The sequence below is a fragment of the Pseudomonas linyingensis genome, from assembly GCF_900109175.1.
Taxonomy (GTDB): Bacteria; Pseudomonadota; Gammaproteobacteria; order Pseudomonadales; family Pseudomonadaceae; genus Geopseudomonas; species Geopseudomonas linyingensis.
This window is the reverse complement of the sequence record NZ_FNZE01000001.1, coordinates 31,802-50,136: the sequence shown is the minus strand read 5'-3', so window position 1 is coordinate 50,136 and position 18,335 is coordinate 31,802. Positions and strand designations below refer to the sequence as shown.

At 68.6% G+C, this 18,335-nt stretch carries 21 protein-coding genes; 13 read left to right on the top strand and 8 right to left on the bottom strand.

The genetic code is table 11. The features are described 5' to 3' along the window. Nucleotides 1-6: 6 nt before the first annotated feature. Both BMZ19_RS00270 and BMZ19_RS00265 read right to left on the bottom strand, forming a co-directional pair. A complete protein-coding gene (locus tag BMZ19_RS00270) occupies nucleotides 7-501 on the bottom strand; it encodes an A24 family peptidase (RefSeq protein WP_090305111.1) in 495 nt (164 codons plus the stop codon). 54 nt (nucleotides 502-555) lie between these two features. Further along, the gene (locus BMZ19_RS00265) at nucleotides 556-747 is read right to left on the bottom strand and encodes a Flp family type IVb pilin (protein ID WP_090305108.1); all 192 of its coding nucleotides are present in this window, start codon (nucleotides 745-747) and stop codon (nucleotides 556-558) included. Nucleotides 748-1,235: 488 nt separating this feature from the next. Here BMZ19_RS00265 and cueR point away from each other — a divergent pair, with 488 nt between their 5' ends. Both cueR and BMZ19_RS00255 read left to right on the top strand, forming a co-directional pair. Beyond that, the gene (gene cueR / locus BMZ19_RS00260; RefSeq protein ID WP_090305105.1) at nucleotides 1,236-1,649 is read left to right on the top strand and encodes a Cu(I)-responsive transcriptional regulator; all 414 of its coding nucleotides are present in this window, start codon (nucleotides 1,236-1,238) and stop codon (nucleotides 1,647-1,649) included. 139 nt (nucleotides 1,650-1,788) lie between these two features. Continuing rightward, nucleotides 1,789-3,111, top strand: coding sequence for a lytic murein transglycosylase (locus BMZ19_RS00255; RefSeq protein ID WP_090305102.1), 1,323 nt, complete (start codon nucleotides 1,789-1,791; stop codon nucleotides 3,109-3,111). 121 nt (nucleotides 3,112-3,232) lie between these two features. Here BMZ19_RS00255 and hemH read toward each other — a convergent pair whose 3' ends face one another. Together hemH and BMZ19_RS00245 are read right to left on the bottom strand one after the other, a co-directional pair. Then, a complete protein-coding gene (hemH, locus tag BMZ19_RS00250) occupies nucleotides 3,233-4,258 on the bottom strand; it encodes a ferrochelatase (protein WP_090305099.1) in 1,026 nt (341 codons plus the stop codon). A 12-nt stretch (nucleotides 4,259-4,270) separates the two neighbouring features. Further along, nucleotides 4,271-5,173, bottom strand: a complete 903-nt coding sequence (locus tag BMZ19_RS00245) for a TIGR01777 family oxidoreductase (RefSeq protein WP_090305096.1) — start codon at nucleotides 5,171-5,173, stop codon at nucleotides 4,271-4,273. Nucleotides 5,174-5,368: 195 nt separating this feature from the next. Between BMZ19_RS00245 and BMZ19_RS00240 the strand changes: the two genes are divergently transcribed. The 11 genes from BMZ19_RS00240 (at nucleotide 5,369) to BMZ19_RS00190 (ending at nucleotide 15,222) form a co-directional block, all read left to right on the top strand. Continuing rightward, entirely contained in the window at nucleotides 5,369-6,364 is a 996-nt protein-coding gene (locus BMZ19_RS00240; protein WP_090305093.1) for an NAD(P)/FAD-dependent oxidoreductase, read from the top strand. A 7-nt stretch (nucleotides 6,365-6,371) separates the two neighbouring features. After that, complete coding sequence (locus tag BMZ19_RS00235) at nucleotides 6,372-6,587, top strand: TIGR02450 family Trp-rich protein (RefSeq protein ID WP_090305089.1); 216 nt, start codon at nucleotides 6,372-6,374, stop codon at nucleotides 6,585-6,587. A gap of 179 nt (nucleotides 6,588-6,766) precedes the next feature. After that, on the top strand, nucleotides 6,767-7,726 hold the full coding sequence (locus BMZ19_RS00230) for a YbgA family protein (protein ID WP_090305086.1): 960 nt from the start codon (nucleotides 6,767-6,769) through the stop codon (nucleotides 7,724-7,726). Nucleotides 7,727-7,739: 13 nt separating this feature from the next. Then, nucleotides 7,740-8,699, top strand: coding sequence for a MerR family transcriptional regulator (locus tag BMZ19_RS00225; protein WP_090305083.1), 960 nt, complete (start codon nucleotides 7,740-7,742; stop codon nucleotides 8,697-8,699). Nucleotides 8,700-8,711: 12 nt separating this feature from the next. Then, nucleotides 8,712-10,160, top strand: coding sequence for a deoxyribodipyrimidine photo-lyase (gene phrB, locus BMZ19_RS00220; protein ID WP_090305080.1), 1,449 nt, complete (start codon nucleotides 8,712-8,714; stop codon nucleotides 10,158-10,160). 17 nt (nucleotides 10,161-10,177) lie between these two features. Further along, the gene (locus BMZ19_RS00215) at nucleotides 10,178-10,603 is read left to right on the top strand and encodes a nuclear transport factor 2 family protein (RefSeq protein WP_090305078.1); all 426 of its coding nucleotides are present in this window, start codon (nucleotides 10,178-10,180) and stop codon (nucleotides 10,601-10,603) included. Next, a complete protein-coding gene (locus tag BMZ19_RS00210) occupies nucleotides 10,600-11,370 on the top strand; it encodes an SDR family NAD(P)-dependent oxidoreductase (protein ID WP_090305074.1) in 771 nt (256 codons plus the stop codon). Before BMZ19_RS00215 ends, BMZ19_RS00210 begins: the two co-directional genes overlap by 4 nt. Beyond that, complete coding sequence (locus tag BMZ19_RS00205) at nucleotides 11,367-12,614, top strand: NAD(P)/FAD-dependent oxidoreductase (protein ID WP_090305071.1); 1,248 nt, start codon at nucleotides 11,367-11,369, stop codon at nucleotides 12,612-12,614. The genes BMZ19_RS00210 and BMZ19_RS00205 overlap by 4 nt, the downstream gene beginning before the upstream one ends. After that, on the top strand, nucleotides 12,611-13,408 hold the full coding sequence (locus tag BMZ19_RS00200) for a DUF1365 domain-containing protein (RefSeq protein WP_090305068.1): 798 nt from the start codon (nucleotides 12,611-12,613) through the stop codon (nucleotides 13,406-13,408). Before BMZ19_RS00205 ends, BMZ19_RS00200 begins: the two co-directional genes overlap by 4 nt. Next, nucleotides 13,395-14,663: an SAM-dependent methyltransferase gene (locus BMZ19_RS00195; RefSeq protein ID WP_090305065.1), complete on the top strand. Its 1,269-nt coding sequence runs from the start codon at nucleotides 13,395-13,397 to the stop codon at nucleotides 14,661-14,663. Before BMZ19_RS00200 ends, BMZ19_RS00195 begins: the two co-directional genes overlap by 14 nt. 43 nt (nucleotides 14,664-14,706) lie before the next feature. Next, on the top strand, nucleotides 14,707-15,222 hold the full coding sequence (locus tag BMZ19_RS00190; RefSeq protein WP_090305063.1) for a DUF2878 domain-containing protein: 516 nt from the start codon (nucleotides 14,707-14,709) through the stop codon (nucleotides 15,220-15,222). A 1-nt stretch (nucleotide 15,223) separates the two neighbouring features. Here BMZ19_RS00190 and BMZ19_RS00185 read toward each other — a convergent pair whose 3' ends face one another. The 4 genes from BMZ19_RS00185 to prmC all read right to left on the bottom strand — a co-directional run bounded on the left by BMZ19_RS00185 (nucleotide 15,224) and on the right by prmC (nucleotide 18,263). Beyond that, complete coding sequence (locus tag BMZ19_RS00185) at nucleotides 15,224-15,739, bottom strand: acyloxyacyl hydrolase (protein WP_090305060.1); 516 nt, start codon at nucleotides 15,737-15,739, stop codon at nucleotides 15,224-15,226. Nucleotides 15,740-15,870: 131 nt separating this feature from the next. Beyond that, complete coding sequence (gene murI, locus BMZ19_RS00180) at nucleotides 15,871-16,665, bottom strand: glutamate racemase (RefSeq protein ID WP_090305057.1); 795 nt, start codon at nucleotides 16,663-16,665, stop codon at nucleotides 15,871-15,873. Next, nucleotides 16,655-17,413 (bottom strand): molybdopterin-synthase adenylyltransferase MoeB, encoded by a 759-nt coding sequence (locus tag BMZ19_RS00175; RefSeq protein WP_090305055.1) that lies wholly within the window; start codon nucleotides 17,411-17,413, stop codon nucleotides 16,655-16,657. The genes murI and BMZ19_RS00175 overlap by 11 nt, the downstream gene beginning before the upstream one ends. Continuing rightward, entirely contained in the window at nucleotides 17,403-18,263 is an 861-nt protein-coding gene (gene prmC, locus BMZ19_RS00170; RefSeq protein ID WP_090305052.1) for a peptide chain release factor N(5)-glutamine methyltransferase, read from the bottom strand. The genes BMZ19_RS00175 and prmC overlap by 11 nt, the downstream gene beginning before the upstream one ends. Between the last annotated feature and the right edge of the window lie 72 nt (nucleotides 18,264-18,335).

The window sequence follows — 18,335 nt, the reverse complement described above, 5'->3', positions numbered from 1 at the left end:
ACATGATCAGATCGGTGTCCAGTACAGACTCAGCAAGGTTCCGGCAGCGATGGCTATGGCATAAGGAAAGCGATGCCTGGCGGCGTCACCCTCCTCCGCGGCAATGCGACTGCGCGTGGCAGCCATCGCCCAATAGCGCACCACGAGCTTGCCAAGATGACCTTTGTAGAGTAGATAAAGGATTCCCAATAGCGACCCTACAATCAAACTGTAAGCGCCCGCCCACAAGGCGCCGGTTGCCCCAAGAAAACTGCCCACCACCGCCATCAATTTAACGTCGCCGGCGGCCATGCCGCCCAATACATAAAGTGGAACAAATAGTGCAAACCCGGTAAGCAACCCTGCACCAGCCGAGATCACTCCGCTCCATCCATAAGCCCATGCCTGCCAGGCAAAACCAACCAGCAAGCCCAGCAACAGGTAATAATTGGGGAGTCGGTGACTTACGAGGTCGTAAATCACCGCCCCCAAGAGGAGCGCTGATAAAAATTCAATCAGCATCAAACCCCCCTAAATATATAGAAATCCAACAATTATTAATTTGATATTGAAAAGTTACGGAGCGGCCGGAGTGATTGCATCAGTAAGACTATCAATCACAACACCAACCTGAGTACCGAGCTCAGTGAACGCAGTAACTACAGCCAAACTAACCAGCCCGCCTGCCACCGCATACTCCACAACGGTCAGACCCTCTTCATCCTTGATGAACTTGACCACTGCCTGCTTGATTGTTTGAAGTTCCATTTTTCCCTACCCCTTCAGTTCGCCGATTTGGTCACGGCAGTTCGTTTGCCGTGATTTGAAGTTAGTCGGGGCCACCAGGAGGGGTTAGGAGTTTTTTGCCAATCGCAGGTACTTTTTTGCGACGCAGCGGGTCAGGCGACGGTAATGCTGTGCAGACGGAGCAGACGCCGGACCTGCTCGGCACCGGCAAGCGCTTGAATTGGGGCAGGAAAAATCGGCATGGCGCACCGCCGCTGCCAGTCTGCTGCTCGATAAGGACTGTGCCCGTCCCGGGAAGTTTTGTGATGTACATCACGCTCTTGCTGGTGCGCAGCCTTGCCATGATGCAGGGCGCAGGCCTGCCAGAGCATCAAGAGCTTCGCCCCGAGGTCGGGCCTCCCACAAGGGCAGGCGTCGCGTACCGGCCGTGGCGCGTGACCTTGCCACCATGGCAAGCTCGATCCTGATCGACGCTTGCCTACCCATCCATATCCTGCGGAGAGTCCGCCATGAACATCGGCCAAGCCGCCAGCCAGTCCGGCCTCAGCGCCAAGATGATCCGCCACTACGAAAGCATCGGCCTGTTGCAGCCGGCCGGGCGCGGCGACAACGGCTATCGCCGCTACGCCGAGCAGGACCTGCATCGCCTGACCTTCATCAAGCGCGCCCGCGACCTGGGCTTCTCCCTGGAGGAGATCGGCAAACTGCTGCAGCTGTGGCAGGACCGCCAGCGCGCCAGTGCCGATGTGAAGGCATTGGCGCTGCAACATATTGCCACGCTCGAGGGCAAGATCGCCGAGCTGGTCAGCCTGCGCGACACCCTCGGCGAGCTGGTCGAACACTGCCAAGGCGACGAGCGCCCGGATTGTCCGATCCTGAAAAGCCTGGCGTGCGGAACGCCTCGCGACGGACGCTGCGACTGAGTGATTGGCGGCGCAACGCCAGCATACAAGGGCCCTGCGAGCCGACGGATGCCCTCCGGATGCGGCAAGTCGGCCGAGGCAAAGCCGTCTTGCCCATGTTAAGGTTGGCCCCTGTTCAGTTTTGCCGTGGAACCTGTCCATGCCGAACCTTATCGCCGGGCGTCAGCCGCGCCATCGTCTGCTCGGCAGCTGTGCGCTGCTGCTGGCGCTGGTCCAGCTCAGCGCCTGTGCCGAGCCTCCTGCCAACCGCATCGAGCTGGCCGCACCCAAGGTAGCCACCGCTGCGCCGGCGCCGCTGCAGCAAGCCGCCGTGCCCGCTGCCCCCGTGGTGCAGCTGAGCTTCAGTGAATGGCGCGATGCCTTCCGGCGCGAGGCGCTGGCTGCCGGTATCCAGGCCAGCACCTTCGAGCGCGCCTTCGCCGGCGTCGTCCCCGATCCGGCGGTGATCCGTGCCGACCAGAGTCAGCCGGAATTCACCCGGCCGGTGTGGGAATACCTCGACAGCGCGGTTTCCACCCTGCGCGTGCACCGCGGCCAACGCCTGCTCGCCGAGCATGCCGCGACCCTGCATGCCATCGAGCAGCGCTATGGCGTGGATCGCCATACCCTGGTGGCGATCTGGGGCATGGAGAGCAACTTCGGCGGCAACATGGGCAACATGAACGTGATCCGCTCGCTGGCCACCCTCGCCCACGAGGGACGCCGGCCGCAGTTCGCCCACGATCAGTTGCTCGCCGCCCTGACGATTCTCGAGCAGGGCGACGTGCAGGCGCAGAACATGCAGGGCTCCTGGGCCGGGGCGATGGGCCAGACCCAGTTCATCCCGACCACCTACCAAAGCTACGCGGTGGACTTCGACGGCGACGGCCGCCGCGACATCTGGGATTCCCCCCCCGACGCGCTGGCTTCCACCGCCAACTACCTGCGCGCCTCCGGCTGGCAGAGCGGACAGCGCTGGGGCATGGAAGTGCGCCTGCCGCAGGGCTTCGACTATGCGCTGGCCGACCCGGAGCAGCGCAAGCCACTGGGCGAATGGCTGCAGCTGGGCGTGAGCCCGCAGCATCCATACAGCACCGTGCGCGACGACAGCCAGATGGCCACGCTGGTGCTGCCGGCCGGGCATCGCGGGCCGGCGTTCCTGGTCATGGACAACTTCCGCAGCATCCTCAAGTACAACAACTCCACCGCCTATGCGCTGGCCATCAGCCTCCTCGGTGAGCGCTTCCACGGCGGCGGGCAGGTGCTGGCCAGCTGGCCGCGCAACGAGCGGCCGCTGTCGCGCAGCGAACGCATCGAGCTGCAGGAGCGCCTGGTCCAGCGCGGCTTCGATCCCGGCGAACCGGACGGCATCATCGGCGCCAACACCCGCCGCGCGGTGCGCGCCAGCCAGCAGCAACTCGGCTGGCCGGCCGATGGCCATCCGAGCTATCGCCTGCTGGAGCAGTTGCGCCAGCTGCCTTGAGCCGCAAGCACGACGAGAAAGGCCACGCGTGAATCACAGGGCTCCACTGTAGGGGCGAATTCATTCGCCAACAGGGCTCGCAAAGGCGAATGAATTCGCCCTTACAAGGGCCAGGCTGGCATCAGATCGCCTTCGGCGTGCGCTCGCACAGCTTGACCAGCGCCGTTACCCACTGCGGGTGGTCGTTGAGGCAAGGCACCAGCACCAAGTCCTCGCCACCGGCCTCACGGAACTGCTCGCGACCACGGTCGCCGATTTCCTCGAGGGTCTCGATGCAGTCGGCGACGAAGGCCGGGCACATCACCAGCAGCTTCTTCACCCCGCGCCCGGCCAGCGCCTCGAGGGTCTCCTCGGTGTAGGGTTCGATCCACTTGGCGCGGCCGAGGCGCGACTGGAAGGACACCGACCACTGGTCGTCGCTCAGCCCGGCCCGCTCGGCAAAGCCGCTGCTGGTACGCAGGCACTGGGCGCGGTAGCAGCTGTCGAGCACCACGCCGGTGGCATGCAGGCAGCAGTCGTCCGTCTTCAGGCAGTGTGCGCCGGTCGGGTCGCTCTTGTGCAGGTGGCGCTCGGGCAGGCCGTGGTAGCTGAGCAGCAGGTGGTCGAAGCCCTGCTCGAGATAGGGACGCGCACTCTCGGCCAGCGCCGCGAGGTATTCGGGCTGGTCGAAGAATGGCGGCAGCACGTCGACCTCGAAGGGCAGGTCGCGGGCACGCTGCACGCGCCGGGCCTCCTCGACCACGGTGGTCACGGTGCTGTCGGCGAACTGCGGGTACAGCGGCACCAGGGTCACCCGGCCCACACCAGTCTTCTCCAGGCGCTGCAGGACGGTGTCGATGGACGGCTCGCCATAGCGCATCGCCAGCTCCACCGGGCCGTTCTGCCACTGCTCGGCGACCTTCTGCTGCAGGCGGCGGCTGAGCACCACCAGCGGTGAGCCGTCTTCCCACCAGATCGAGCGATAGGCTTCGGCCGAGGCGGCCGGGCGCTTGATCAGGATCATCGCCACGATCAGCCGACGCAGCGGCCAGGGCAGGTCGATGACGTAGGGGTCCATGAGGAACTGGTTGAGGTAGCGACGCACGTCGGCCACTTCGGTGGAAGCCGGCGAGCCCAGGTTGACCAGCAGCAGCGCGTGATCGGTCATGCAATGTCCTTGTCAGTGACGACCCAGCAGATCGGCCAGCGCCGCCTCCAGGTCGGGAAAACGAAATTGGTAGCCGGCGTCGAGGGTGCGCCGGGGCTGCAGGTGCTGGCCACCGAGCAGCAGGTCGGACATCTCGCCGAACGCCAGGCGCAGCACGCAGGCCGGCGCCGGCAGCAGCGCCGGGCGGTGCAGCACGCGGCCCAGGGTACGGGCGAACTCGGCGTTGCGCACCGGATTCGGCGCGCAGCCATTATAAGGACCGCGGCATTCTTCATGCTTCAGCAGGAAGTCGATCAGGCCGACCTCGTCATCTATGTGGATCCAGGGCATCCACTGCCGGCCGCTGCCCATGCGTCCGCCGAGGCCTAAGCGAAACGGCGGCAGCAGGCGCGCCAGCATGCCGGCATCGCGCGCCAGCACCGGTGCGGTGCGCACCAGCGCCACGCGGATACCCAGATCCTCGGCACGCAGCGCGGCCTCCTCCCACGCGAAGCACAGCTGGCTGCCGAAGTCCTCGCTGCCCGCGGGGCTGTCTTCGTCGAGACGACGCTCGCCGCCGTCGCCATACCAGCCCACCGCCGAGCCGGAGACCAGCACCCGCGGCTTCTGCGGACGACTGGCCAGCCAGTCGACCAGCTGACGGGTCAGCTCGATGCGGCTGTCCCACAGCAACTGGCGCCGCTTCGTCGTCCACGGCCGGTCGGCGATCGGCGCCCCGGCCAGGTTGACCACCGCGTCCAGGGGCTCGCCGGCATCCAGCTCGTCGAGGCGGCCGATGCCCCGCGCGCCACTGCACAGCCCCGTCACCTTGTCGGGGCTGCGACTCCAGACCACCAGTTGATGTCCTTGCGCCGCCCACAGGCGACACAGCGCGCGGCCAATCAGGCCAGTGCCGCCGGTCAGCAGAATACGCATCGAGGTATCTCCTGGTTGTTGTGCATGCGTCAGTTCAGAGTCTGGTCCACACTGCAATTACCGGCCAGGTCAGCGTGGCCTGTGAACAGTCCGGGTTCATGGCTGGATTGGACCAGAACATTCTGTACAATTCAATAATATTGTATAAGTTTGGTCCAAGGATTAGCCTGTAGTCTCAGCATTTGAGGTGACGTCATGAACACTCCCATCGCCATCATCGGCAGCGGCATGGCCGGGCTGTCGGCGGCTCACGCTCTCACGGCGGCGGGTCTTTGCGTACAACTCTTCGACAAGAGCCGTGGCAGCGGCGGACGCATGTCCAGCAAGCGTAGCGAAGTCGGCGACCTCGACCTGGGCGCCCAGTACTTCACCGCCCGCGATCGCCACTTCGTCGATATCGTGCAGCAATGGCAGGAAAACGGCTGGCTGGCCGAGTGGAAGCCCGCGCTGTACCAGTCCCAGGGCGGCCAGCTCAACCTGTCGCCGGACACCCAGCTGCGCTACACCGGCGTACCGCGCATGAGCGCGCTGACCCGCAACCTGCTCGGCGAGCTGCCGGCGACCTTCGCCTGCCGCATCACCGAGGTGTTCCGCGGTGAGCAGCACTGGCATCTGGTCGATGCCGCCGGGCAGAGTCACGGCCCGTTCAGCAAGGTGATCGTCGCAGTGCCGGCGCCGCAGGCCTCCGTGCTGCTCTCCGCCGCGCCCAAACTCGCGGCCAGCGTGGCCAGTGTCGTCATGGAACCGGTGTGGGCCGTCGTCCTGGCCTTCGCCAAACCGCTGGATACCCCGGTGGAAGGCTGCTTCGTGCAGGACAGTCCGCTCGACTGGCTGGCGCGCAACCGCAGCAAGCCCGGCCGCGCCAGCCGCCCGGACAGCTGGGTGCTGCACGCCAGCAGCGCCTGGAGCCGCCAGCACATCGACCTACCGCCCGAGGCGGTGATCGAGCAGTTGCGCTGTGCCTTCGCCGAGCTGATCGGCTGCGCCGTGCCGGAAGCCGACTTCAGCCTGGCGCATCGCTGGCTGTATGCGCGCCCGGCGCATGCGCACCAGTGGGGCGCGCTGGCCGATGCCGACCTCGGCCTGTACGTGTGCGGCGACTGGTGCCTGAGCGGCCGGGTCGAGGGCGCCTGGCTGAGCGGCCAGGAAGCGGCCCGCCGCCTGCTCGAACACCGCGAGCACAACTCCTGAGTCGGCCATGCATCGGATCAACCCCGCCAAGCTGCACCTGTCCAAGTGGACGGCGGTGCAGCCGCGCAACCGCGAAAAGCATTTCCTGGTCACCGAGCTGTACCGTGACGAGGAAGGCGTCGTGCTGGCCATCGAACTGCAGGCGGTGCTGACCGGCCGCAGCCAGCGCTGCGACTGGCGCACCCTGAAGGACGCTGACCACTGGCGGATGGGTTGGCACTGAGCGCGCCCACCGCCCACCTCGTCCACCCCCGGCAATAGATCAGACAAGCAATACAAAAGCTGTACAAAGCATTTGACCTGTACAACATATGCCCTATGATAAGGCTGTGTTGTACAGAAACCATTGCTTGTACAGGTTGCGCCCGCGCTGCTGTACAAGCTGCAGCCCAGGTGCCCGCCATGACCGCCGCTCAGCCACCCCGTCTCAAACTCGCCATCAGCGCCTGCCTGCTCGGCAACGAGGTGCGCTACAACGGCGGCCACAAGCAGTCGCAGCTGTGCAGCCAGACCCTGGCGCGCTACTTCGACTTCCAGCCGCTGTGTCCGGAAATGGCCATCGGCCTCGGCGCCCCGCGCGAGCCGATCCGCCTGGTCGGCGATGCCCGGGCGCCGCGCGCGGTCGGCACCGTTACCCGCAGCCTGGACGTCACCGAGGCGCTGGTCGGCTACGGCGAGCGCATGGCCGCGCAACTTGCCGACATCAGCGGGCTGATCGTCATGCAGAAGTCGCCGTCCTGCGGCATGGAGCGGGTCAAGGTCTACCAGGACGACGGCCGACCGGCCGAGAAGGGCCAGGGCCTGTTCACCGCCACCATCGCCCGCCTGCGCCCGGAGCTGCCGATCGAGGAAGACGGCCGCCTCAACGATCCGGTGCTGCGCGAGAACTTCATCGCCCGGGTGTACGCCTATGGCGACTGGCAGCGCCTGTGCGCCGAGGGACTGACCCGCAAGGCGATCATCGCCTTCCACTCGCGGCACAAGTACCTGCTGATGGCCCACAACCCGCTCAAGTACCGCGAGCTGGGTCGCCTGCTGGCCGGCATCGGCGAGCACGATCCGGCCGAGCTGGGGCCGCGCTACTTCAGCGCGCTGATGGCAGCGCTGCAGAAGTGCGCCACCCGCGGCACCCACGCCAACGTGCTGCAGCACCTGTCCGGCTACCTGCGCCGCGCCCTGCCCAGCGAGGAGCGCCGCGAGATCCAGCAACTGATCGAGCAGTACCGCAGCGGCGTGGTGCCGCTGGTGGTCCCGCTGACCATGCTCAAGTACCACTTCCGCCGTCATCCGGACCGCTACATCGCCCTGCAGGCCTACATGCAGCCGCACCCGGAAGACCTCAGCCTGCGCAACGCGATCTAACGGAGCGCCGGCCATGTACGAGCACTTGCCCCTGCCTGCCAGCAACCTCGCCGAGAACGCCGAACTCGGTGCGGAGGAGTTCGCCGAAGGCTGGCTGCCGATCCGCGAGGTGGCGCGGCAGACCGGGGTCAACCCGGTGACCCTGCGCGCCTGGGAGCGCCGCTACGGTCTGATCGTGCCGCAGCGCACCGCCAAGGGTCACCGCCTGTACGGCCAGGCCCACGTCGAGCGCATCCAGGCGATCCTCACCTGGCTCAATCGCGGCGTGGCGGTCAGCCAGATCCGCGACCTGCTCGATCACGATGCGCCGCCCGCCGGCAGCGCCGACGGCCCGTGGGAAAGCCTGCACAGCGAGCTGCTCGAGGCCGTCGCCACGCTGGCCGAGCGCCGCCTCGACGACGCCTACAACCGCGCCCTGGCGCTGTACCCGCCGCAGCCGCTGTGCCGCCACCTGCTGCTGCCGCTGCTCGCCGAGCTGGAGCAGCGCTGGCAGGGCCAGTTCGGCGCGGCGCTGGAGCGGGTGTTCCTGCGCTCCTGGCTGCGCAGCCGTCTCGGCGCGCGGGTCTACCACAACAACCGCCAGTTGCAGGGCGCGCCCGTGCTGCTCGCCAACCTGTCGGAATTGCCGATGGAGCCCGGCCTGTGGCTGTGCGCCTGGCTGCTCAGCGACAGCCTGTGCCCGGTGGAGGTACTCGACTGGCCGCTGCCGGCCGGCGAGCTGAACCTCGCCGTCGAGCGTCTGCAGCCGCGCGCCGTGCTGCTGTATTCCAGCCAGGCGCTGGACAGCGTGCAACTGCGCCGCCTGCTGCCGCGCCTGCATGCCGGCTGCGCCGTGCCGCTGCTGCTCGCCGGCCCGGCCGCGCAGATCCATCGCGACGAGCTGGCCGCTCTCGAGCGCCTGGCGCTGGCCGACTCGCCGCTCGACGCTCACCACTACCTGCACCAGCGCGGCCTGTTCGCCGCCGCCTCCTGAGGATCGAAGCCCATGACCCGCCTCGTCTGGCTGCGCAGCGATCTGCGCGTGCGCGACAACACCGCCCTGGCCGCCGCGGCCGCCGCCGGCAACGGCCCGCTGCTGGCGGTCTGGCTGATCGCACCGGCGCAGTGGCGTGAACATGACGATGCCGCCTGCAAAATCGACTTCTGGCTGCGCAACCTCGCCGAGCTGGCGCAGAACCTGGCGGCGCTGAATATCCCGCTGCTGCTGCGCACGGCCGAGCGCTGGGACGACGCGCCCGCCGTGCTGCTGCAGCTGTGCCGCGAACACGGCATCAGTGCCGTGCACGTCAACGCCGAGTACGGCGTGCACGAACAGCGCCGCGACCAGGCGGTGGCGGCCACGCTGGAGAGCGCCGGGATCGCCTGGCACAGCCATCTCGACCAGCTGCTGTTCGCTCCCGGCAGCGTGCTGACCAAGAGCGGCGGCTACTTCCAGGTGTTCAGCCAGTTCCGCAAGGCCTGCTACGCGCGCCTGGCGCAGGGCCTGCCGGCGCTGCAGCCACTGCCGCGCATCCAGGCGGCGAGCGGTATCGCCAGCGATCCGCTGCCCGCGATCATCGACGGCTTCCCCACGCCGAGCGCGAGCCTGCGCCAGCTGTGGCCGGCCGGCGAGGCGACGGCGCACCGCCAACTGGCCAGCTTCGCCGACGAGCATCTGGCGTGGTACGCCAGCCAGCGCGACTTCCCCGCCCAGCCCGGCACCAGCGCCCTGTCGCCCTACCTGGCGGCCGGCGTGCTGTCGCCGCGCCAGTGCCTACACGTCGCGCTGCAGGTCAACGGCGGCGAGTTCGCCGACGGCAATCCCGGGGTGGTCACCTGGATCAGCGAGCTGCTGTGGCGCGAGTTCTACAAGCACATCCTGGTCGGCTACCCGCGGGTGTCGATGGGCCGCGCCTTCCGCAGCGAGACCGAGGCGCTGGCCTGGCGCGATGCGCCGGCCGATCTCGAGGCCTGGCAGCAGGGCCGCACCGGCATCCCCATCGTCGACGCGGCGATGCGCCAACTGCTGGCCACCGGCTGGATGCACAACCGCCTGCGCATGATCGTCGCCATGTTCCTGACCAAGAATCTGCTGATCGACTGGCGCCACGGCGAGCGCTGGTTCATGCGCCAGCTGATCGACGGCGACCTGGCCGCCAACAACGGCGGCTGGCAGTGGAGCGCCTCGACCGGCACCGACGCGGCGCCCTACTTCCGCATCTTCAACCCGCTGACCCAGGCGCAGCGCTTCGACCCGGACGGCGCCTTCATCCGCCAGTGGCTGCCCGAGCTGGCCGCACTGGACAAGCGCGACATCCACAACCTGGCGACGCTGGGCGGCCTGTTCGGCCTGCCCGGCTACCCACGGCCGATCGTCGACCTGGCCCGTTCGCGCGAGCGCGCCCTGGCGGCGTTCAAGGCGCTGGACCAGTCACCCGACGCGCAGTCGGCATGAACCGCGAGGAACCTGCGATGAGCGACTTCCTGCCCGCCTTCGCCCGCCGCTTCGCCGCGCTGGACAAGGACAATCTCGAGCACCTCGGCGAGCTGTACAGCACGGATGTGCTGTTCGTCGACCCGCTGCACGAGATCTGCGGCTTGGCCGCCCTGGAGCGCTACTTCGCCGCGCTGTACGCCAACGTGAGCGACCTGCACTTCGAGCTCCACGGCTGCGATGAAGTGCACGAGGGCGAGGGCTACCTGCGCTGGACCATGAGCTACCGCCATCCGCGCCTGGCCGGCGGGAGGCCGATCCAGGTCGAGGGCTGCTCGCACCTGCTCTGGCGGGATGACCGGGTCTACCGCCACCGCGACTATTTCGACGCCGGCGCGCTGCTCTACGAACACCTGCCGGTATTCGGCCGGGCAATCGCCTGGCTGAAGAGGAGGCTGACATGAACGGCAAACGAATCTGGCTGACCGGCGCCAGCAGCGGCATCGGCGCCGCCCTGGCCGAACAACTGCTGCAGCGCGGCCAGCGCCTGGCGCTCAGTGCGCGGCGCCGCGAACCGCTCGACGCCTTGGCCGCGCGCTGGCCCGGGCAGGTGCTGGTGCTGCCGGGCGATCTCACCGATCCGAACGCGGTCGCCGCCATCGGCGCACAAATCGAGCAGGCCTGGGGCGCGCTGGACATGGCCATCCTCAACGCCGGCACCTGCGAGTACCTCGACGTGCGCGCCTTCGAGGCGGCGATGGTCGAGCGGGTGATGAACAGCAACCTGATGGCCGCCGCCCACTGCATCGAGGCCGCCCTGCCGTTGTTGCGCAAGGGCGACGAGCCGCTGCTGGCCGGAGTGGCCAGCGCGGTGACCTTCCTGCCACTGCCGCGCGCCGAGGCCTACGGCGCTTCCAAGGCGGCGCTGCGCTACCTGCTGCAGTCGCTGCGCGTCGACCTGGCCGCCGAGGGCATCGCCGTCACCCTGATCAGCCCCGGCTTCGTCGACACGCCGCTGACCCGGCGCAACGACTTCGCCATGCCGATGCGCTGGCCAGCCGACAAGGCCGCCCGGCATATCGCCACGCGGCTGGAACAGCGCCCGCTGGAAATCACCTTCCCCACGCCGTTCATTGCCCTGTTGCTGCTGCTCGCCCACCTGCCCGGGCGCCTGCAACTGGCCCTGGTCCGGCGCATGAGCCGCAACTCCGCCAAGGATGTCAGCCGATGAAAATCGCCATTGTCGGCACAGGGATCGCCGGCCTGACCACCGCCCACCTGCTCGCGCGCCAGCACCAACTGACCGTGTTCGAGGCCGGCGACTGGATCGGCGGGCATACCCATACCATGGACGTCACGCTGGATGGCCGCAAGCATGCGGTGGATACCGGCTTCATCGTCTTCAACGACTGGACCTACCCCCACTTCATCCGCCTGCTCGAGCGGCTGGGGGTCGCCTCGCAGCCGACCGAGATGAGCTTCTCGGTGCACGAGCCCAGCAGCGGCCTGGAGTACAACGGCAACACCCTCAACAGCCTGTTCGCCCAGCGCAGCAACCTGCTGTCGCCGCGCTTCTGGGGCATGCTGCGCGACATCCTGCGCTTCAACCGCGAGGCGCTGGCGGATCTCGGCAGCGGCCGCCTGCCGGCCGGGATCACCCTCGGCCGCTACCTGGCCGAGCGCGGCTATGGTCAGCGCTTCATCGACCACTACATCGTGCCGATGGGCGCGGCGATCTGGTCGATGTCGCTGGCCGGCATGCTGGAGTTCCCGCTGGAATTCTTCGTACGCTTCTTCAAGAACCACGGCCTGCTGTCGGTCAACGACCGGCCGCAGTGGCGGGTGATCCAGGGTGGCTCGCGCAGCTATATCGAGCCGCTGACCGCGAACTTCGCCGACGCCATCCGCCTCAACTGCCCGGTGCTGATGGTCGAGCGCGACGCAGACGGCGTCACGGTGCACAGCGCCGCCGGCCGCGAGCGCTTCGACAAGATCGTCTTCGCCTGCCACAGCGACCAGGCGCTGGCGCTGCTCGCCGCGCCGAGCGCGGCGGAGCGCGAGATCCTCGGCGCCCTGCCCTACGCCGACAACGACGTGCTGCTGCACACCGACACCGGCCTGCTGCCGCGGCGTCCGCTGGCCTGGGCCAGCTGGAACTACCGCCTCGGCGGCGACCCGCGCCAACCGGCGGCGCTGACCTACAACATGAACATCCTCCAGGGCATCCAGGCGCCGCAGACCCTGTGCGTCAGCCTCAACCAGAACGCGGCCATCGACCCGCAGCGGGTGCTCGGCCGCTTCAACTACGCCCACCCGCAGTACAGCCTGGCCGGCATGGCCGCCCAGGCGCGCTGGAGCGAACTGCACGGCGCGCAACACAGCTACTACTGCGGCGCCTACTGGGCCAACGGCTTCCACGAGGACGGCGTGGTCAGCGCCCTGCGCGTCGCCGAAGCATTCGGGGAGCGACTGTGAACAGCGCGCTGTACCAAGGCTGGATACGCCACCGGCGCGTGCGTCCGCGGGCGCATGCGTTCCGCTACCGCATCGGCCTGCTGTACCTCGACCTCAGCGAGCAGGACGCCCTGTTCGGCCTGTCGCCGCTGGTCGGACCCGGCCGCTTCGCGCCGCTGTCGTTTCGCCAGAGCGACTACCTGCCGCAGCTCACCGGCCAGGGCATGGCGCTGAGCGATGCGGTGCGCCAGTGCGTGGGCCAGGCGCTGGGCCAGGCGCCGCAGGGGCGCATCTGCCTGCTCACCCAGCCGCGCTGCTGGGGGCTGACCTTCAATCCGGTGAGCTTCTTCTACTGCTTCGACGCTGATGACCAGTTGGCGGCGATCCTCTGCGAGGTCAGCAACACGCCCTGGCGCGAGCGCTACCACTACGTGCTGCCGGCCGCGGGCAGCGGCAGCCAGCACTTTGCGGTGGCCAAGGCCTTCCACGTCTCGCCGTTCCTGCCCCGCGAGCTGGAGTACCGCATGCATTTCAGCGCACCGGGGCAACGCCTCGGCGTGCACATGGAAGACCACGACGCCGAGGGCCGTCTGTTCGACGCCACCCTCACCCTCGAGCGCAGCCCGCTGGATCGCGCCGGGCTGCATCGCCACCTGCGCGCCTTCCCGTGGATGAGCGCGAAAACCGTGCTCGGCATCTACTGGCAGGCCCTGCGCCTGGCGCTCAAGCGCGTGCCGCTGTTCTCCCATCAGCCGGCGGACGGCGACTGCCGCGTCGCCACCCGGATCCAGGAGCAAGCCCATGAAGACCTCTAGCCTGACCGCCTCCCGTGCCCGCCTTGCCGATGGCCTGGCTGCCGGCCTGCTGCGCCGCGCCGTGCTGCGCCAGCTCGGCCAGTTGCGCCGTGGCCGCCTGCTGCTGGTCGAGGGCGACGAACGCCACAGTTTCGGCGAGCCGCACGCCGCGTTGCACGGCGAAATCCACATCCACGACAGCGCCGCCTGGGGCCTGGTCGCCGGCAACGGTTCGATCGGCGCCGGCGAGGCCTACATCCACGGCTACTGGAGCAGCCCGGACCTAACCGCAGTGGTCCGCGTGCTGGTCGCCAACCTCGCGGTGCTCGACGCCCTCGAAGGCGGCCTGGCCGCCCTCGGCCGGCCCGTGCTGCGCGCCCTGCACTGGTTGAACCGCAACTCGCGCAGCGGTTCGCAGAAGAACATCGCCGCCCACTACGATCTCGGCAACGAGCTGTTCGAGGCCTTCCTCGACCGCACCATGATGTACTCGGCGGCGATGTTCCGCAGCGCCGACGACAGCCTCGAGCAGGCGCAGCTCAACAAGCTGGAGCGCATCTGCCAGAAGCTCGACCTCCAGCCCAGCGACCACCTGCTGGAGATCGGCACCGGCTGGGGCAGCATGGCGCTGTACGCCGCCAGCCACTACGGCTGCCGGGTGACCACCACCACCCTGTCGCGCGAGCAGCACGCCTACACCGCGCGGCGCATCGCCGAGATGGGCCTGGAAAGTCGCGTCACCCTGCTGCTCAAGGACTACCGCGAACTCGACGGCCAGTTCGACAAGCTGGTGTCGATCGAGATGATCGAGGCGGTCGGCCACCGCTACCTGCCCGAGTACTTCCGCCAGTGCGCGCAGCTGCTCAAGGCGGACGGGCTGATGCTGCTGCAGGCCATCACCATCCGCGACCAGCGCTACCGCCAGGCCTGCAACAGCGTCGACTTCATCCAGCGCTACATCTTCCCCGGCGGCGCGCTGCCGTCGATCGAGGCGATGCTGACCACCGTCAGCCGCGAGAGCGACATGAACCTGCTGCACCTCGAGGACTTCGGCGCCCACTACGCGCGCACCCTGCGCCACTGGCACGACAACCTGCGCCACGTCCGCGGCCACCTCGAGCAGCTCGGCTACGACGAGCACTTCTACCGGCTGTGGGAGTTCTACCTGTGCTACTGCGAGGGCGGCTTTCTCGAGCGCAGCATCGGCACGGTGCAGATGCTGCTGGCCAAACCGGAGGCGCGGCCGGCGCCGCTGCTGGGGCGCTTCGCGGGTTGATGGCATCATCGCCGCCCTCACTCTGCACACAGGTAGCCCGCCGATGAACCGCAAACTGCTGCTCAACGCCCTGCTGTTCCAGACCGGCTGGTTCGCCTGCGTGTTCGCCGCCCGCGAGCCGTGGCTGCTGGCGGTCGCCGCGCTGGCGCTGCTCGCGCACTTCCGCTGGATCGCTCGCTGGCGCGAGGAAGGCCGGCTGGTGGCCAGCGTGCTGATCGCCGGCAGTGCGCTGGACAGCTTCCTGCTGCAGTTCGGGGTATTCGACTTCGGCGCAGAGCGGCTGCTGGTGCCGCTGTGGCTGGCGCTGCTCTGGGCCCTGTTCGCCACCACCCTGAACCACTGCCTGGCCTGGACCGCGCGGCCCTGGTGGCTGGGCAGCCTGCTCGGCGCGCTGGCCGGGCCGCTGTCCTACTGGGCCGGTGCCAGCATCGCCGGGGTCGGCTTGCCGCTCGGCAGCACGCCGACCCTGCTGCTGCTCGCCGGCCTGTGGGCGCTGGTGATGCCCGTGCTGCACGGCTTTGCCGCGCTGTACCGCGAGCAGGCGCGGTTGCGCGGCTGACTCAGAACGACGTGCGATAGTGCAGCGTGTAGGTCTCGGCGCCGTCGTTGGGATTCTTGATCCCGGCGTTGGAGTAGTGGATGGCGCGCACGCCGATCTCCTGACCGGCGAAGCGCAGGCCGAAGCCGATGCGGTCCTCGAACTGGAAGGCGGTGCTGAGGTCGTGGCTCTCGTGCTCGGTGCTGGAGAACAGCGCCGCGCCGATGCCGGCCTCGACGTAGGGACGCACCGACTCGCCGGCGAACTCGTAGACGAACACCGGGGCGAACGACAGGCTGTGGTTGCTCGCCGACTGGTCGCCAAACCAGTAGGTGTAGCCGGCATCCCAGTAGCCGGTCAGGCGGCCGGTGGAACTCTGCCACCAACTGCGCTCGAAGTCGCGCTGCAGGGCCAGGCGGATCACCTCGGTGGACTCGCGGGTCACCCCGCCGGCGAGGGTCACGTCCCAGGCACTGGCCGGCGCACTCGCGCCCAGGGCCAGGGTCACTACGGCACCGATGCTCAGCAATCGCTTCATGGTCGGAACTTCCTTATTTTCGTGGTGATGGGGGCAGATCCCCTGACCGCCGGAGCACCGCTCTTACTGCTCGGCAGTGGCAGTCTGCTTGCAGTATAGGAGCCGTTCGTCGGCGCGAGAATGGCGAAGTTTCAGCAGCCCAGCGCCGCGACCGCCGCCGCCTCGCCCCACAGCACCGGCAGCACCCGCGCCAGAGCGGCCGGCTCGCCACTCGACCAGAAGCGTGCCGCCTGCGCCGGCCCCGCGGCGAGCAGACCACGCTCGCCGAGCAGGCGCGCGAGCTGGCGCGCCACCGCGGCACCGGTGTCGATCAGCTCCACCTCGGCCGGCACCAGCTCGCGCAGCAGCGGCCTGAGGAAGGGATAGTGGGTGCAACCGAGGATCAGCGTGTCGCAGCCGGCGGCCAGCAGCGGCTGCACGTAGGACGCCAGCAGCGCGCGGGTCTGCGGCGCGGTCAGGGCGCCCTGCTCGACGCACTCCACCAGCCCCGGGCAGGGCTGGGTGACCACCCGCACGTCGTGGGCGAAGCGATCCAGCAGGGCGGCGAAGCGCGCGCTCTTCAGGGTGCCGGTGGTGGCCAGCACGCCGACCGCGCCGCTGCGGGTGGCCGCAGCGGCCGGCTTGACCGCCGGCTCCATGCCGACGATGGGCAGTTCGGGATGGCGCTCGCGCAGCTCGGCCACCGCTGCCACCGTGGCGGTGTTGCAGGCCACCACCAGGGCCTTGGCACCCTCGCCGAGGAGGAAGTCGGCGATGTGCCGGCAGCGCTCGCGGATGTACTCGGGGCTCTTCTCGCCGTAGGGCACGTGGCCGCTGTCAGCGACATAGAGCAGCGACTCAAAGGGCAGCCTCGCGCGGATCTCGCCCAGCACCGACAGGCCGCCGACCCCGGAGTCGAATACGCCGACCGGCGCCTCACTGGCCATCGCGCGTCCCGCATACCGTGCACAGCGGGTCGCGCTTGACGCGCAGCTCGCGGAAGCGGCTGGTCAGAGCATCGACCAGCAGCAGGCGGCCGACCAGCGGCTCGCCGAAGCCGACCAAGAGCTTGAGGGTTTCCAGCGCCTGCAGGCTGCCGACCAGACCGACCAGCGGACCGACCACGCCGGCCTCGCTGCAGGTCAGCTCGTCTTCGCTGCCGGCGCCGTACAGGCAGTGGTAGCAGGGGCTGGCGGCGTGGCGCGGATCGAACACCGCCAACTGGCCTTCCAGGCGGATCGCGGCACCGGACACCAGCGGCTTGCCAGTGGCCACGCAGGCGGCGTTCACCGCGCTGCGGGTGGCGAAGTTGTCGCAGCAGTCGACCACCACGTCCACCGCCGCCACCGCGGCGGCCAGGCTGTCGGCGTCCAGCGCCTGGCGCAGCGGCTTGAGCGCGACGTGCGGGTTGAGCGCGGCGAGACGCGCCATGGCCGAATCGACCTTGGCTAGGCCGACACTGACGCTGTCATGGATCACCTGGCGCTGCAGGTTGGTCAGGTCGACCGTGTCGAAGTCGGCCAAGTGCAGCTCGCCGACCCCGGCGGCGGCCAGGTACAGCGCCACCGGCGAGCCGAGGCCGCCGAGGCCGACGATCAGCACGCGACCGTGCTTCAGGCGCAGCTGGCCGTCGATGTCGATCTGGGGCAGGAGGATCTGCCGGCTGTAGCGCAGCAGTTCATCGTCACTCAGCATTCGGTTCACCCACAAGAGACTCTCCATTCCAGCGGCCGAGGGTGATGCGCTCGTTGCCGCCCAGGTCGCGGCGGCTGTCCACCGCCGTGAAGCCGCGGGCGGCGAACAGGGCACGCACCGCTTCACCCTGATCGTAGCCATGCTCGAGCAGCAGCCAGCCGGCGGGCTCGAGGTGCTCCGGCGCCTGCGCGACTATCTCGCGGATGTCGTCCAGGCCGTCTCTGCCGGCGACCAGCGCGCTGGCCGGCTCGAAGCGCACGTCGCCCTCGCGCAGGTGCGGATCCTCGGCGGCGATGTACGGCGGATTGCCGACGATCATCGCGAAGCGCTGCCCGGCCAGGGCCGCGAACCAGCGACTCTCGACGAAGCGGACATTGCCCAGCTTGAGGCGCGCGCGGTTGCGCTCGGCTAGGGCCACCGCTTCGGGCACGCGGTCGACGCCGAGCACCTGCCAGGCCGGCCGCTCGCTGGCCAGGGCCAGGGCGATGGCGCCGGTGCCGGTGCCCAGATCGAGCACCCGGACCGAGCCGCCGGGGAGCAGCGCCAACGCGGTCTCCACCAGCAGTTCGGTGTCCGGACGCGGGATCAGGGTGTGCGGCGCCACTTCCAGATCCAGGCTCCAGAAGCCCTGCTGGCCGAGCAGGTAGGCCACTGGCTCGCCGCTGCGGCGCCGCTCGAGCAGCGCAGCGAAGGCCGCGCACTGGGCCACGGAAGGCTCGTGCTCGGGCCAGGTGCGCAGGTAGCTGCGCGGCTTGCCGAGCACGTGGGCGAGCAGCAGCTCGGCATCCAGCCTGGGGCTCGGCGAGTCGGGCAGCGCGGCGCTGCTCAACAGGGATTCGATGGAGGCCATGACATCATCTCCGTAGGAGCCAGCTTGCTGGCGATCACGCGGCAGGTCGTACAAGGGCATCGCGAGCAAGCT

What these genes read in the sequence shown, in the direction of transcription:
- BMZ19_RS00270 (WP_090305111.1), bottom strand. Translation starts at nt 501, where the DNA reads ATGCTGATTGAATTTTTATCAGCGCTCCTCTTGGGGGCGGTGATTTAC.
- BMZ19_RS00265 (WP_090305108.1), bottom strand. Translation starts at nt 747, where the DNA reads ATGGAACTTCAAACAATCAAGCAGGCAGTGGTCAAGTTCATCAAGGAT.
- cueR (WP_090305105.1), top strand. Translation starts at nt 1,236, where the DNA reads ATGAACATCGGCCAAGCCGCCAGCCAGTCCGGCCTCAGCGCCAAGATG.
- BMZ19_RS00255 (WP_090305102.1), top strand. Translation starts at nt 1,789, where the DNA reads ATGCCGAACCTTATCGCCGGGCGTCAGCCGCGCCATCGTCTGCTCGGC.
- hemH (WP_090305099.1), bottom strand. Translation starts at nt 4,258, where the DNA reads ATGACCGATCACGCGCTGCTGCTGGTCAACCTGGGCTCGCCGGCTTCC.
- BMZ19_RS00245 (WP_090305096.1), bottom strand. Translation starts at nt 5,173, where the DNA reads ATGCGTATTCTGCTGACCGGCGGCACTGGCCTGATTGGCCGCGCGCTG.
- BMZ19_RS00240 (WP_090305093.1), top strand. Translation starts at nt 5,369, where the DNA reads ATGAACACTCCCATCGCCATCATCGGCAGCGGCATGGCCGGGCTGTCG.
- BMZ19_RS00235 (WP_090305089.1), top strand. Translation starts at nt 6,372, where the DNA reads ATGCATCGGATCAACCCCGCCAAGCTGCACCTGTCCAAGTGGACGGCG.
- BMZ19_RS00230 (WP_090305086.1), top strand. Translation starts at nt 6,767, where the DNA reads ATGACCGCCGCTCAGCCACCCCGTCTCAAACTCGCCATCAGCGCCTGC.
- BMZ19_RS00225 (WP_090305083.1), top strand. Translation starts at nt 7,740, where the DNA reads ATGTACGAGCACTTGCCCCTGCCTGCCAGCAACCTCGCCGAGAACGCC.
- phrB (WP_090305080.1), top strand. Translation starts at nt 8,712, where the DNA reads ATGACCCGCCTCGTCTGGCTGCGCAGCGATCTGCGCGTGCGCGACAAC.
- BMZ19_RS00215 (WP_090305078.1), top strand. Translation starts at nt 10,178, where the DNA reads ATGAGCGACTTCCTGCCCGCCTTCGCCCGCCGCTTCGCCGCGCTGGAC.
- BMZ19_RS00210 (WP_090305074.1), top strand. Translation starts at nt 10,600, where the DNA reads ATGAACGGCAAACGAATCTGGCTGACCGGCGCCAGCAGCGGCATCGGC.
- BMZ19_RS00205 (WP_090305071.1), top strand. Translation starts at nt 11,367, where the DNA reads ATGAAAATCGCCATTGTCGGCACAGGGATCGCCGGCCTGACCACCGCC.
- BMZ19_RS00195 (WP_090305065.1), top strand. Translation starts at nt 13,395, where the DNA reads ATGAAGACCTCTAGCCTGACCGCCTCCCGTGCCCGCCTTGCCGATGGC.
- BMZ19_RS00190 (WP_090305063.1), top strand. Translation starts at nt 14,707, where the DNA reads ATGAACCGCAAACTGCTGCTCAACGCCCTGCTGTTCCAGACCGGCTGG.
- BMZ19_RS00185 (WP_090305060.1), bottom strand. Translation starts at nt 15,739, where the DNA reads ATGAAGCGATTGCTGAGCATCGGTGCCGTAGTGACCCTGGCCCTGGGC.
- murI (WP_090305057.1), bottom strand. Translation starts at nt 16,665, where the DNA reads ATGGCCAGTGAGGCGCCGGTCGGCGTATTCGACTCCGGGGTCGGCGGC.
- BMZ19_RS00175 (WP_090305055.1), bottom strand. Translation starts at nt 17,413, where the DNA reads ATGCTGAGTGACGATGAACTGCTGCGCTACAGCCGGCAGATCCTCCTG.
- prmC (WP_090305052.1), bottom strand. Translation starts at nt 18,263, where the DNA reads ATGGCCTCCATCGAATCCCTGTTGAGCAGCGCCGCGCTGCCCGACTCG.